We start from the raw sequence: 13745 nt of genomic DNA, 5'->3' as shown, positions 1-13745 counted from the left end.
ATTCCTATTTAAGTCCATTTAGTACGCGGTTTTACCGACAAATCCTTTAAATATGGTTAAGAAAATGATTTTAAGATCTAGGTACGTCGACCATGACTGTATGTACTCGAGATCGCATTCAACTCGCTTTTCCATTTTCTCAATTGTGTCTGTTTCTCCTCGGTAACCGCTGATTTGCGCAAGACCAGTAATGCCGGGTTTTACCTTGTGACGCAACATGTAGCGATCGACGATGGCACGATACTGCTCATTGTGTGCGACAGCGTGTGGCCGTGGGCCCACTATAGACATTCGACCTTGCAGCACATTAAAAAACTGTGGCAATTCGTCCAAAGAGGTGCGTCGAATGAATGCCCCAAACTTAGTCACTCGCGGGTCATTCTTGGTGGCTTGCTTCACTGTCGAACCATTGTCCATGGTGCTCATTGAGCGAAATTTCCACACTTTAATTTGTCTGCCGTCCAATCCATATCGCTTCTGTTTAAAGATGATAGGCCCGGGTGATGAGAGTTTTACGCCAATGGCGACAGCGAGCAGCACCGGACTGATAAACAGAATAATTAAACTCGACACAATGATGTCCTGTAGACGCTTACTCCATATGTTAAATCCATAAAACGGCGTGTCGTGCACACTTAATGTAGGGATAGTACCAATCGATGAAAGGCGAGACTGTATCAAGTTGTAGACAAAGAACTCGGGGATGACGTAGGTATTGGCGGTGGTATCGGAGAATTGTTTTAGGTACAAAGCAATGCGTTCATCAGCTCGCATTGGCATTGCAATGTAGACATGATCGATAACGTGTTTTTTGGTGAGCTTCAATCCTTGCTCAATAGTTCCCTTGTAAGGGACGGGTAGGTCAGAAAGCTCGAGGCGAGATAGATCGCGATCGTCATAAAATCCAACCAAGTCGATTCCAAATTCCGGGTTGTTTTTGCTTTCTTTTGCGAGTCGAATGCCATTGTCTGTAACACCAACGATGATGGCGCGTCGTCGATTAAAGCCCATTTTCCGAGCGCGTATTAGCAGTTGACGGACGATTAAGCGCCAGCAGATTAATAGTGTAGGGGTTGCAATTGCCCAACTGCCCATCACCACGCGCGAGTATTGATCGCTGGCTTTACTAAAAAACACCCAAAACACCACAACCACTAAAGCAGCAATCCAGCATGTTAGCGGAGCAAGAACTTGTTCCCTTATGGATGCTGTTCGCCAGGAACGGTACAGTGCAACGCTCTCTGCGGTTAACATAAAGGCCACGATCGCCAATAAAGCCGCAGCTAATACACTGGTATGAATGCTACCAATGTAAGCTTGTGCACAGAACATCAAAGTAGAAAAGATGACGAGAATGTCAGTGCTTCTATACAGTAATGCGAACTCTGTTCCATGAGTTTTGATACCGTGTGACTTGTCCATTTTGGGCCTTTTAAAACGTTAACTTAATCGAAAAAATTGTTTGATTGCTTAACTGCAACAGGCAATCAAACTATTGGCAGTAAGGTGGGCGCTCGACTTTATTTGTCGTTTTATTATGCGTTTTTACACGCTACCGCCCTTGGGTTTTTGGCTCCCACTTTGCCTTGTAGTGTTGATGACTTAGATGACTCTTTTGTGAATGACACAATGTTTGTTATGAATTTTTATTGACCAGTGTGGGTGCCATACACAAATGAGTCTCAGTACAGTGTGTATGAAATGTCACCACGTCTGCGCGATAAATTCATAATAGCAATCGATTTACTCGATTTATTGTGATATGTGTCACATTTATAGGGCGTAGTTTTAGTAAGATGGGGGAGTCTCAACAGTGAGAGAGTGAAATTGGCTATTGTCGTATTCGAGTTCAACAGCGCATAACAACATACTCTTTGTCGTTACAATGTCTCGCAAATTGGACACTAGCGAAAATAGTTCTCACGTACTTTAAGACAGGAGGGATAAGAGGAGAAGCATGGAAGAGAACCTTAAGATCTTGCACATAGTCAATCGCATTGGTAATGGAGGCTCCGAATCGGGAACTATCCACCTATCTTGTGCTCAAGCTAAGTACCATTCGATTCTACTGGTGGGGATCAAGCCTCCGCTCGATATTTACTCTGGAATCGCGGGCGAGTTAATTGCGCGACTCAAACAGAGTGGCGTCGAGTACGAGCAGCTCAATTTCTCCAATCTACCTCCTGGATTATTGGTTAGTGCGTACCAACTACTGTCTATCATTCGTCGATTTAAGCCTGATGTCGTTCACTTGCATACCGACCACCCCGAATATCTGTTTGCGCTCATAAAACCTTGGGTGGATGCGTTGGTGGTGAGAACAATCCGAAACACTGTGTTTTGGCCAACCAGCAAGGTCCGCGGAAAGTTTGCAGAACGGGCGCTGTCTCAAGCCATTACCGCACATTTTACGACCGATAGTATAGCGGCGCTTAATGCGCGACGAGCAGAGTTTGGTTTACCGCCGCCGCAGACCAATAAAATTGTGCCAAATGCCATTAACCGCCACTGCGAAGTCGATCAAGGCCAAAATGTGGTGCGTTACCAAAAGGGGAAACTCAATCTTGGGTTTATCGGGCGGTTGACCTACCAAAAAGGCCCCGACGTTCTTTTGGAAGCAATAAAGGAGCTTCCTGAACAGAGCATAGCGCTGCATTTTATTGGTGACGGGGAAGAAAAACAGACCTTAGAAGCGACGAGCGAGTCGATACCGCAACCGATCTTTTTCTATGGTGCGGTGCCTTATGCTAGGCAAAACATTAAGGAACTCGATTACCTTGTGGTGCCTTCACGCTATGAGGGTTTTGGGTTGATCTCGCTAGAAGGTCAGATAGAAAAAACGCCTGTGATTGCAGCACGTGCTCCGGGATTGACCCCTTCTTTACCAGTAGATTGGCCCCTGCTATTTGACAATGAGTCGAGTGAGCAGCTTGCGCAGCTATTGCAACGCTTAATTGATCGAAATGACGATCAGTCTGACATTATAGAATTAGGGTTTGAAAATGCGCTGAACTACACCATGGAGGCTCAAGTTGAGCGCTACACCAAGCTGTATCAGCAGTATCTTTAGTAGTCTGCTTTAGTCTTTATGGTAGAAAGGACTAAATAAAGCGAGACAATAAAAAGGGCTGATTTTCATCAGCCCTTTACGCAAAATCTAGTAATTTTATTTAGAAACGATGGCTGTATTGAACACCATATAGCCATGCGTCAGCACGGGTTGTTGCAGTAACGTATACTTCTTCAGTTAGGTAGTCAGTTACTTTTACGTCATGGCCTACTAAGTAAGTAATACCGAAGTCAATGCTGTTGTTATCAGAAATATGGTAGCTTGCGCCTGCAGAGAACCACTGACGATCTGAATCAGGTACAGAGATTGACGTGATTTGATCTTGTGCACTGGTGTCGTACATGTAACCTAGGCGAGCTTCCCAGTTTTTGTTGATGTAGTAAGTACCACCAATTGCGTAGTGCCAACCATCTTGCCACGCGTATTCTTTTTCAAAATCACCATCTGTCGCACTTAGTTTGTCAAATGCGCTCCAACCTATCCACTGAACACTATAGTGAACGGCAAAATCAGTTTCGTTGATACGGTGGTAACCAGAGAATTCAGCCATTGATGGCAATGGAAGAACTAAATCACCCTGAGCAGTTCCACCGAAGTTTACATCACCGCTTGCTTCTATGGTTGGACTGTAGTGATAAGCAAAGCCAAAGCGATTATTTTGATCTAGTTCAAATACTGTACCTAGGTTAAATCCAATACCAACTCCGGAAGCGTCAACGTCTAAGAGATCTAGCTCTTGCGAGCCAATTGGAGTTGTTGGATCACCAGCACTAACTACTGTTACACTAGACGTTCTTTTTAGTTCACCAGAACCATATATTACATCAAGACCGCCGCCGATGCTCCATTGCTCGTTTATTCTGTATGAAGCAGCAAGTGCAAGGTTCATGCTTGAAACATTAGTAACCCCCCCAAATGCATCGGCACCGGGTACAGCGACAACACCAAGCGGGTGGTCCGGTATTAGAACTCCAGTATTACTTCCCCAATCATCACTAAATTCGTTGGAAGTACCAAAATTGGTGTAAATACCCGCACCTACTGCAAATTTTTCGTTTATCGGATGCACAATATAGATATTTGGAACAGGAGTTGTACCACCATTACTAGCATTTTCAACTGCCGTTCCAGTTGGGGATGTTGGACTGTAATAAGTTACATCACTAACACTAATATCAGTGCTAATCGCATTCACACCAACAGAAAATTCAGTTTTATCAAACAGCGCCATTGCCGCTGGGTTACGAGCCATTACTGATGCGTTGTCCGCAATAACCGCGTCACCAGCAAATGCACGGCCTAGACCTGTTGCAGATTGGGCGTTAAGTTGAAAACCAGCAGCGAAAGCTTGTTGGCTTGTAAGAGCAACCGCTGTTGCCAAAATCGTGCGGGTAAATATACGTGACTGCTTCATTATATATCCTTATTGACCGTCTCTACGGACGGTTGTGATTGTGTAACGCCTTAACGTTAGTATTACTAATTGTTTACCATTAGTTTAGGCGCGTATCCTATCGTATTCGTCCGTTAAACATATCAGACCACTTGAGTTTGTGGGGCTAAATGTTCTGAAATGTTGCCAAAATAACGCTAATGTAAGCAATTAAGTTATTATTAGCATCTTTACTCTATTTTAACACTTCGTTTACATATTAGAGCGTAAGAAATACCTTTGGCAAGTTTTTTTATTGTCGCCAGTTTTTGGTGTGCTACTGGTTGTAAAACGAAAAAAGCACCCCGAAGGGTGCTTTTGCCTATTTCATTTAACCGCGAAAATGGCGTTAACTGGTTGGCTCAATAATGGAGACCAGTCTCTCTACAATCGCATTTAGGTTTTCGTCTTGCTCACCGACCACAATTAAAGTGGCGTCACCCATTGGGGCAAGTTCACCTGCGAAGGTTTCGTCAGAAAACTGGCTAGCACTGTCGGCTGAAATTTTGGTGATAAACAGAGTAACCCGTCCTTTTTCACCGGCAAACTCAACGTGCATCGCCGTAGACTCACCAAATCCACAGTGGTTTAAGTAGTAGACATGGTAGGGAAAGTCTTCGGTAAACTTAAATTCAAACGGCTGCAGCTTCATGTTCAGTTGCGGCATTTCTGCTTGTTCATCCAGCGCGTTGGTAAATGGGCGCTCTGCATGCACATGCTCCATCGCGGTTTGCGACAAGCTTGCATAGGCAGGTTGAGCAATCAGTGCCCCCCAATTTAGCTGACCAGCGGCCAAACCAACCGCAAATGCCACGGAAGCTGCAATGCTGAGTGCTCGCTTGCCAAAGCTGGGTGTCACCACGTTGTTTGAGTTTTGGAACAAGATTTTATCGGCCAGATCTTCAGGCACGTCCACACGCATAGCCTGTTCGATACGGGCATCTAAGCTGAGCATCTCATCAATAAACTTAGCTTGGCTTGGGTTGTCCGATACGTGCTCGGCGACTTCAGCATCACGATTTTTAGGATCAGAGATGACCCGACGGCGAAATTCTAACTCATCCATTGTGTCTCTCCTTATTGGTGTTGGACTCGTCGAGTAGCTCTTTCAATTGATTGCGTGCTCGAAACAAGCGAGTCATTACGGTATTGGTGTTTAGATCTAAGATCGTTCCGATCTCTTCACCACTAAATCCCCCTACCACTTGCAGGAAGAGCGGTTCGCGATATTCCACATCTAAGCGGAGAATTTGCGCTTGAAGCCACTCTTGCTGATGAAAGCCATCGTCGTTCACATACGCGTCGCCGCTGTGATCGTCGATGTCGACCAGTTCAAGCTGCTTGCGTTCAAATCGACGGGCGTTTTCGCGGCGCAGTATGGTGATTAGCCACGCTTTCGCTGCTTTTTCGTCTTGTAAGCTATCGAGCGATTTCCAAGCCCTAAGGCAAGTTTCCTGTACCAAATCTTCGGCTACTGTGCGGTCTTTACACAGCCAGTAAGCGTAGCGAAACAGGTCGCGATGATAGGCCCTCACTAGGGACTCGTATTTGTTTTGCTTATCCATGTCAGAGTTGACCGTGGATGTGGCTTTTTTCTTTCCAAAAAAGTCAGAAATTGACACTGCAACCTCCTGTTGCCGATTTGTGCAATTTACTATTTCGTTGAAATGATTGATCTATTTCAATTCGTTAAGCTTATTTTTAAGTATATTACACTCTGTTGCCCAGTTAGTCATGGCAGATTAACTCGTTGAGCAGGGCAACACTTCTGATGAAGGCTGACTTTACTTTCTCCTTATTATCGGGAAACTGATAATTTGAGCGGGCTACAGATTGCCCCACTAAAAAAAGAAATTACTCTACCACGCCACTGAGCGTGGTTTTTTTTGTCCCATTATTCTAACCTACCTCGATTCTCGATTCTTACTCTTGCCGACTCATTTAGCACAAATACTTCAAACAGCTTGCTTGTCGATAACCTCCCATTTTGTGCTTTGTAACACTTTTCTAACTATTATTTTTAAACGCACGTTTGAAGTTGTTAACAAATTGGTTACAATGGCCTGAGGTCTGACCTCTGATTTTTGTTAACTGACGCAGAGGCAACAACGACAATAAAGACAAACCGTCGGTGATTATTTCGCCACGGACGCGTGAATTGATAAAGGAGAAGCTATGGGCGTTCAAAATTTGAAAACCCCTTCAGGTGAAAGGATTGCCGTCGTCTCAGGACTGCGTACGCCTTTTGCGAGACAGAGTACCGAGTTTGGCCAAGTGGCTGCCGTAGATTTAGGTAAAATGGTAGTGAACGAATTAATGGCCCGAACCGACATTGACCCGGCTCTGATCGATCAAGTGGTTTTTGGGCAAGTGATCCAGATGCCTGCAGCCCCAAACATTGCGCGTGAAATCGTACTGGGTACAGGAATGAATGTGCACACCGACGCCTACAGTGTGACTCGAGCTTGTGCGACGTCTTTCCAAGCCGCTGCAAACGTTGCAGAAAGCATTTTGTCAGGTACCGTTGAAATTGGTATTGCTGGCGGTGCGGACTCATCGTCTGTGTTGCCGATTGGCGTTTCAAAAAAGTTGGCGGCAAACCTTCTTGCGCTGAGTAAAACAAAAACCGTCGGACAAAAACTGAAGATTCTAAAAAGTTTGTCGTTTAAAGATCTTATGCCTGTGCCGCCTGCTGTTGCTGAGTACTCAACAGGCTTAAGTATGGGGCAGACCGCCGAACAAATGGCGAAATCTCATGGCATTACTCGTTTAGAGCAAGATGAGTTGGCGCACCGTTCGCACTCGCTAGCCGCGCAAGCTTGGAATGATGGATTGCTGCGTGACGAAGTAATGACCGCCTATCCAGAACCTTACAAAGCGTTTATTGATAGAGACAACAACGTTCGCTTTGACTCTCAATTAGAAAGCTACGCCAAATTACGCCCTGCGTTTGACCGTAAGTTTGGTACTGTTACTGCGGCAAATGCGACGCCGCTTACTGATGGCGCATCTGCCATCATGTTAATGCGTGAAGGTCGCGCAAAAGAGCTTGGATTAGACGTTCTGGGCTACATTCGCTCTTATGCGTTTTCTGCCATTGACGTGTGGGAAGACATGCTGATGGGACCTTCTTACGCAACGCCTATCGCGTTGGATCGCGCGGGTATCACGCTGCAAGATCTAACACTCATTGAAATGCACGAAGCCTTTGCCGCTCAAGCGCTGTCCAATGTGAAAATGTTCGGTAGTGAAAAATTTGCCAAAGAGAAACTGAATCGAAGCCGCGCGATTGGCGAGATTGATATGGACAAATTTAATGTTATGGGAAGCTCGATTGCTTACGGTCACCCCTTTGCAGCAACCGGAACCCGAATGATCACTCAAACTCTTCGCGAGTTGAAACGACGTGGAGGTGGCCTTGCGCTTAATACAGCGTGTGCCGCAGGTGGACTAGGCGCTGCAATGGTGTTGGAGGCAGAATAATGATTCAAGATAAAGCATTTACTCTCACAATAGACGAAAACAATCTGGCTTGGTTGTCAATTGACGTACCTGGCGAGAAAATGAATACCTTACAATCGGCCTTTGCTGACGAGATGGAAGAGATCTTTGTTGAGCTTGAGTCTAAACAAGACAAATTAACAGGATTGGTGGTGCACTCGACCAAACCCGATAATTTTGTCGCCGGCGCTGACGTACGCATGCTCGATGCTTGCACCACCGCAGCCGAAGCCGAAGGGCTTGCAGCCAAGGGCCAGCAGATGTTTGATAAGTTGGCGTCTATGCCATTTACAACCGTTGCGGCCATTCATGGCCCGTGCCTAGGCGGTGGCCTAGAGCTCGCATTAGCGTGTGATTACCGTATCAGCAGTGATGCAGACATTACGCGACTGGGTCTGCCTGAAGTTCAACTAGGGTTGTTACCTGGCTCTGGTGGCACGCAGCGCTTACCGCGTTTGATAGGGCTGTTGGCATCGTTGGATATTATTTTAACCGGCAAGCAGTTGCGCGCTAAAAAAGCGAAGAAGCTTGGCCTAGTCGAAGAGTCGGTACCCAATACGGTGCTGCTGACTGTGGCTGCACAATATGCGGCTAAGTCCAAACCTAAGCGCAAAGTCTCGACCAAAGAAAAATTGATGTCGGGTGTTGGACGTGGCGTGATTTTCGATAAAGCACGCAAGCAAACGCTTTCCAAGACACGAGGTAATTATCCTGCGGCAGAAGCTATTTTAGATGTGATCCGCTTTGGCCTTGAAAAAGGCATGAAGAAAGGCCTTGCGAACGAAGCGAAGCGATTTGGTGAATTGGTGATGACTTCTGAGTCCAAAGCGCTGCGCTCTATCTTTTTCGCTACGACAGAAATGAAAAAAGACAACGGCGCCGATGCTGAGCCTCAAGCCGTTAACCGTATTGGTGTATTGGGTGGCGGTTTAATGGGCGCAGGCATAGCTCATGTGAGCGTTGCCAAAGCCAAAGTGCCTGTTCGGGTTAAGGATGTGAGTGAAAAGGGCGTGCTGAATGCGCTTCAGTACAACTACAAACTGTTTGAAAAGCAGCGTAAGCGCCGCATTTTAACCAGAGCAAAAGTTCAAGCCAACATGAACCAATTAACCGGCGGAACGGATTTTACTACCTTCAGTCAGGCCGATATGGTGATTGAAGCGGTATTTGAAGATCTTTCACTGAAGCAGCAGATGGTGAATGACATCGAGCAAAACGGCAAATCGGGCGTGATATTTGCGACCAATACATCGTCTTTGCCAATCGCGCAAATTGCTGAGCAAGCGGATAAGCCAGAGAATGTCATTGGTTTGCACTACTTCTCACCAGCAGAAAAAATGCCCCTTGCAGAGATCATTCCGCATGAAGGAACGTCTGAACAAACGATAGCAACTACTGTCGCGTTTGCCCGCAAACAAGGTAAAACACCGATTGTTGTGAAAGACAAAGCAGGCTTTTTCGTCAACCGGATCCTAGCCCCGTACATGAATGAATCTGCTCACTTGTTATTGGCTAATGAACCCATCGAACATATTGATAAGTCATTGCTCGATTTCGGCTTCCCTGTGGGACCAATCACCTTACTCGATGAAGTGGGTGTCGATATAGGCTCGAAAATTATGCCCATTTTGGTTAATGAGCTGGGGCCACGATTCCAAGGGCCGGATGTGTTTGACATCTTGCTTAAAGATGATCGTAAAGGGCGCAAATCTGGCAAAGGTTTCTATACCTACAAAGGCAAAGATAAGAAAGTAGATGAGACGGTGTATAAGGTATTGTCGATTACGCCAAATCAAAGCATTAGCGCTGAAGACTTAGCATTAAGATGTGTACTACCAATGCTTAATGAAGCGGTGTTGTGTTTGGAAGAAGGGATCATACGCAGTGCTCGTGATGGCGACATTGGCGCTATCTTCGGTATTGGTTTCCCTCCATTCTTAGGTGGGCCATTCCGTTATATGGACCAATATGGCTTGCCAGAGCTGGTCGCTAAGATGAATAGCTTTGCCGATTCTTACGGTGAACGCTTTAAGCCTTGTGATGTGTTAGAACGTATGGCCGAAAATGGCGAAAGCTTTTACGGCAAGTGAATAGCGAAATAACAGCGGACTAACCGTTTGTTGAGGTTCGACATCGAGTTTTACTTATAGAGAATAACTCGATGTTTAACCACTAGAAGATAAGTCCCTCATCATGCGTAATTGCGGATGAGGGACTTTTTTATCCCAGTTCGGTATTTCGGGGAAGGGCGTGAAACTGCTCTATGCTGAGAATGTCTTGCCCAAGTTGAACTTTGGGCTCGTTCTCATGGTTGGTTCCCTGAGTCGACATCACTAAGCGTGTTGCGGTGCGAGGTTTGAGCTGTTCGACGACAAAGCGGATCATGTCGGCGCGGCTAAGCTGTTTAATTTCTTCTATGACAGTATCGCGGTGCGAGAAGCCATGATCTTTGTTGCCAATGGCTACCCACAGGCGTTGCCCCTTTGCTTTTAGATTGGCATCAGGCGTCATGATTTGGTTGAGTAATCCGCGCTTACTGCTATGCCATTGGTAGTCGGTTAGCTCCAATAGCACCATATAAAACGCATTCAAAAACTCGTCGATGGCTGATAACAAATGTCCAGAGCCCGCCGTCGGAGACTGCACATAGAACACGATACCAGGGTGGCGATTTAGCGGCATATTGCCCGTTCCTACCATATAACCCAGTTGTTGTTTGGTGCGGATTTGATGGAAAAATTCTGACGACATCAATTGGTTGGTTAAGGTAAATAGAGCCACATTTCTAGGTGTGGAAGTTTGCGCTTGTTGGTAGACCACCACTGCCGAATCTGGCTGATCACAAAAGACCTCGCGGTGGGAAGAGCCAGTATTGCCTAGCATTATCAGTGGGCGAAGTGACTCTCGATACTCCTGATCTTTAACTCGCAGTGCATCTTTAAGTGCGTCGCCCATATCTAGAGCTTGATGTCTTTGCCAGTCTCCGTAAACAAACATTTCGACGTGTAGGGTGTCGAGCAATTCGCCAACAAACACCGGCAACTCATCGACTTCAATATCATTGAGTGCTTCAAGTAGTACTTTATGTGGTGGATTATTAGGTTGTAGTAAGCCGCTCAGGCAATTAAACAGCTGCGATATAGGTCTATCATGACGAGAATTGGCCCAAAAACGTTGCAACTGCTGCTTAATCTCCTCAAAGCGTGAACGTTGAAATTCGCGTTGTTTAAAGCGCTCTAAAATTAAGCTTAACAGTTGCGGCATCTTTTCACTAAAGCCATATAACGCCAAGGTTAAGCCGCCTTGATGGGCATAGATGTTGTAGCTCATTCCCGCAAGCTCTGCTTGATAGGTGCGCTTGCTGAGTGCATCCATAAATAGTTCAACACACAGTTTTAGCATGACAATTCGCCTTGGGGTTTCGACCGATTTTGGGCTGTCGATGGCGACGTAAATAGCCCCTTTAGGTACTCGAATTTCAGGCTCTTGCAGATGCCACAGCGTAAACCCCGGAAGGTTCTGTATTTGCTCGGGAAGGGTGGCTTCGGACTCCAAATTCTGGGTTTCTAGATGATGGCAGATATACGGGTTTTCGTCGGCCAAGTACATCTCTGGATGAGCGGGTGCTTGGCGCCACTTTTCAATAAGCTCTGCTGGAATGTCTGCGATAGAGTAGGGAGTGTCATACCAATCGGCTGTTTGATCAAAACTCCCTTGCTGCGAAACCAACGTGACTCGGCAGTTTTCTGGGGTCAGAGTCGAAGCAAGTTGCTGAGTGAGTTCGGCGTCATAGGCTTGCATCATATAATCGCCATAGACGGCGTCATCAGGCTGATAATGCTGCAAACTCATGACGAGATGAGACGCCAAATCCATAGGTTTGATCGATTCTTGAAAGCGAAATGCCGCTTCCATGACAGCGCGCTTTTCGTCATAGCGCCATGATGACAAACCGTGTTGTGTGACGAGTCGTATGTACTGAAACAGCCGCTCGATAATCTCTTCACAGTGCTCGAGGCCTTCGGGCGTGAGTATACAACTGACCGTAAACTCTCGAAAATTTGACCCACTTGCACCACCACCTGCTGCTAGAGAGGTGATCCACTCTTTATGCTTCAACCACTGTGTAACACTTCCACCACCCTCATAGCCGATCATATGGGCGATGTAAGACAAGGGTTTGGTTTGGTAGTGCTCAATCATAGATGGAAACTCAAACGCTACAGTGAGTTTACGCATCTCTTTTATAGGTTGAATGTGGATCCATTGCGGTGCTTGATTGGGCGTCCAAAAAGGAACAGTGACCGATTTACTGGCTTTGTTTCGGTTAATGACATCGCTAAAAAGCTCTTCAACCACCGATTGCTGCTCGTCGAGCGAATGTGGCGACACTAAACACAGAGTCATTAAGTCAGCAGAATAGTGCTGCTGGTAAAACTCAAGCAGTTCGTCACGGATAGGGCTATCGGGTTTATCGTGTAGAGTTTGAGCATTGCCCACCGAAAATTTGCTAAAAGGGTGCTGCTGATTGACCACGGCTTTATGCACTTCGTATAGTCTGCGTGCGTCGTCGTTGAGCTTCATTTGAAATTCAGAGTCGACCGCCATGCGTTCTTTTTCGACGGCTTCGGCATGAAAAAGTGGAGACACAAAAAAGCGGCTAAATCGAGCGAGTGCCTGTTCAAAATGCGAGTTTGAAATGTCGAAAAAATAGCAGGTGTGCTCTGGTCCAGTCCACGCATTATTGCTGCCGCCATGCTGCGATATAAAGTTCTGAAACTCACCAATTTGGGGGAATTCTTTGGTGCCTAAAAACAGCATATGCTCTAGAAAGTGTGCCAGCCCAGGCCTATCGTTGGGATCATCATAGTGACCCACATTAACGGCGAGAGCGGCTGACGACTTTGGCGACTCATCAGATTCGACCAACAAAACCTTGAGCTGGTTATCCAGCAGTAGGTGCCTGTAGCGGTTTTTATCGTTGGGACTGGTTTTCACAATATCCAATGTGTGCTCTCCAAAAACGAGCTATCCTAAAAACAGGTGCTCAATCAGTTAATTATGAACGGCTTATGTTTTTGATCAAATCTTGTTACTCACTTTATTTGTATTTGTGTTAGCGAGGTCGAAGTCTTTTCAGTTACAGTCACTATAATCGGCTCAATTATTAAGTGCTTTTTGTTGGCGCTATGGTTATGGTCTTCGCATTTGGTGTGTTGGACATAATTTGTTGCCAGCGGTTGCGGTAAAGGTAAAGCAGAATGAAGATATACATCATGCGTCACGGGGAAGCGGAAATGTTTGCTAATAGTGACGCTGAGCGTAATTTAACCCCACGGGGAGAACAAGCCTCTGTTGCTGTTGCTCAAAAATGTGTTTCGATGGGTATAGAGCAATTTGATCAAGTGTTGGTGAGCCCGTATGTGCGCGCTCAGCAAACTTGGCAGCAGATCAGCCAGTGCTTTCAGGCTAAACATCTCGATAATAGCGACGATATAACTCCGTACGGTGATGCGTTAGATGTAGCGCAGTTTTTGTATGCCTTAGCAGAGTCTAAGACGCTGGAATCCATATTGCTGGTGTCACACTTACCGCTTGTAGGCTACCTCACTGCGGAGTTGGCTCAAGGGATCAGTCCCCCGATGTTTCCAACCTCAGGTCTTGCGTGTGTAGAAGTGGATGTAGAAAGGCAAAGTGGTGAGCTACTTTGGCAAGTCACGGCGTAGCAAAAGCCAAAACAGA

The 13745-nt window shown here is 46.1% G+C and carries 9 protein-coding genes; 4 read left to right on the top strand and 5 right to left on the bottom strand.

What is annotated here, in order from left to right; all coding sequences use genetic code 11:
* Positions 1 to 18 precede the first annotated feature (18 nt).
* Positions 19 to 1422 carry an undecaprenyl-phosphate glucose phosphotransferase gene (locus JQC93_RS07610; RefSeq protein ID WP_205157858.1) on the bottom strand — a complete coding sequence of 468 codons (1404 nt, stop codon included), beginning with the start codon at positions 1420 to 1422 and terminating at the stop codon, positions 19 to 21.
* A gap of 535 nt (positions 1423 to 1957) precedes the next feature.
* On the opposite strand from JQC93_RS07610, the gene JQC93_RS07605 reads away from it, so the two are divergent.
* Positions 1958 to 3070 carry a glycosyltransferase family 4 protein gene (locus JQC93_RS07605; protein ID WP_205157857.1) on the top strand — a complete coding sequence of 371 codons (1113 nt, stop codon included), beginning with the start codon at positions 1958 to 1960 and terminating at the stop codon, positions 3068 to 3070.
* A 100-nt stretch (positions 3071 to 3170) separates the two neighbouring features.
* Here the strand turns inward: JQC93_RS07605 and JQC93_RS07600 are convergent, their stop codons facing one another.
* From JQC93_RS07600 to JQC93_RS07590, 3 genes are all read right to left on the bottom strand, one after another.
* Positions 3171 to 4484: an outer membrane protein transport protein gene (locus JQC93_RS07600; protein ID WP_205157856.1), complete on the bottom strand. Its 1314-nt coding sequence runs from the start codon at positions 4482 to 4484 to the stop codon at positions 3171 to 3173.
* A 367-nt stretch (positions 4485 to 4851) separates the two neighbouring features.
* Positions 4852 to 5568, bottom strand: a complete 717-nt coding sequence (locus JQC93_RS07595) for a DUF3379 family protein (protein WP_205157855.1) — start codon at positions 5566 to 5568, stop codon at positions 4852 to 4854.
* Entirely contained in the window at positions 5561 to 6124 is a 564-nt protein-coding gene (locus JQC93_RS07590; protein ID WP_205157854.1) for a sigma-70 family RNA polymerase sigma factor, read from the bottom strand. The genes JQC93_RS07595 and JQC93_RS07590 overlap by 8 nt, the downstream gene beginning before the upstream one ends.
* A gap of 553 nt (positions 6125 to 6677) precedes the next feature.
* On the opposite strand from JQC93_RS07590, the gene fadI reads away from it, so the two are divergent.
* Both fadI and fadJ read left to right on the top strand, forming a co-directional pair.
* Entirely contained in the window at positions 6678 to 7985 is a 1308-nt protein-coding gene (gene fadI / locus JQC93_RS07585) for an acetyl-CoA C-acyltransferase FadI (RefSeq protein ID WP_205157853.1), read from the top strand.
* Entirely contained in the window at positions 7985 to 10093 is a 2109-nt protein-coding gene (fadJ, locus tag JQC93_RS07580; protein ID WP_205157852.1) for a fatty acid oxidation complex subunit alpha FadJ, read from the top strand. Before fadI ends, fadJ begins: the two co-directional genes overlap by 1 nt.
* 130 nt (positions 10094 to 10223) lie before the next feature.
* On the opposite strand, the gene JQC93_RS07575 is transcribed toward fadJ, so the two are convergent.
* The gene (locus tag JQC93_RS07575) at positions 10224 to 13001 is read right to left on the bottom strand and encodes an insulinase family protein (protein WP_205158038.1); all 2778 of its coding nucleotides are present in this window, start codon (positions 12999 to 13001) and stop codon (positions 10224 to 10226) included.
* A 263-nt stretch (positions 13002 to 13264) separates the two neighbouring features.
* Between JQC93_RS07575 and sixA the strand changes: the two genes are divergently transcribed.
* Positions 13265 to 13729 (top strand): phosphohistidine phosphatase SixA, encoded by a 465-nt coding sequence (gene sixA, locus JQC93_RS07570; protein WP_205157851.1) that lies wholly within the window; start codon positions 13265 to 13267, stop codon positions 13727 to 13729.
* The last annotated feature ends 16 nt before the right edge of the window (positions 13730 to 13745 follow it).

Source organism: Vibrio ulleungensis, assembly GCF_016900875.1.
Lineage (GTDB): Bacteria > Pseudomonadota > Gammaproteobacteria > Enterobacterales > Vibrionaceae > Vibrio > Vibrio ulleungensis.
This window is presented reverse-complemented; position numbering and strand designations above follow the sequence as displayed.

Excerpts from the sequence above, each read along its gene's own strand:
- fadJ (WP_205157852.1), top strand. The coding sequence starts at position 7,985 with ATGATTCAAGATAAAGCATTTACTCTCACAATAGACGAAAACAATCTG.
- JQC93_RS07605 (WP_205157857.1), top strand. The coding sequence starts at position 1,958 with ATGGAAGAGAACCTTAAGATCTTGCACATAGTCAATCGCATTGGTAAT.
- JQC93_RS07610 (WP_205157858.1), bottom strand. The coding sequence starts at position 1,422 with ATGGACAAGTCACACGGTATCAAAACTCATGGAACAGAGTTCGCATTA.
- sixA (WP_205157851.1), top strand. The coding sequence starts at position 13,265 with ATGAAGATATACATCATGCGTCACGGGGAAGCGGAAATGTTTGCTAAT.
- fadI (WP_205157853.1), top strand. The coding sequence starts at position 6,678 with ATGGGCGTTCAAAATTTGAAAACCCCTTCAGGTGAAAGGATTGCCGTC.
- JQC93_RS07600 (WP_205157856.1), bottom strand. The coding sequence starts at position 4,484 with ATGAAGCAGTCACGTATATTTACCCGCACGATTTTGGCAACAGCGGTT.
- JQC93_RS07595 (WP_205157855.1), bottom strand. The coding sequence starts at position 5,568 with ATGGATGAGTTAGAATTTCGCCGTCGGGTCATCTCTGATCCTAAAAAT.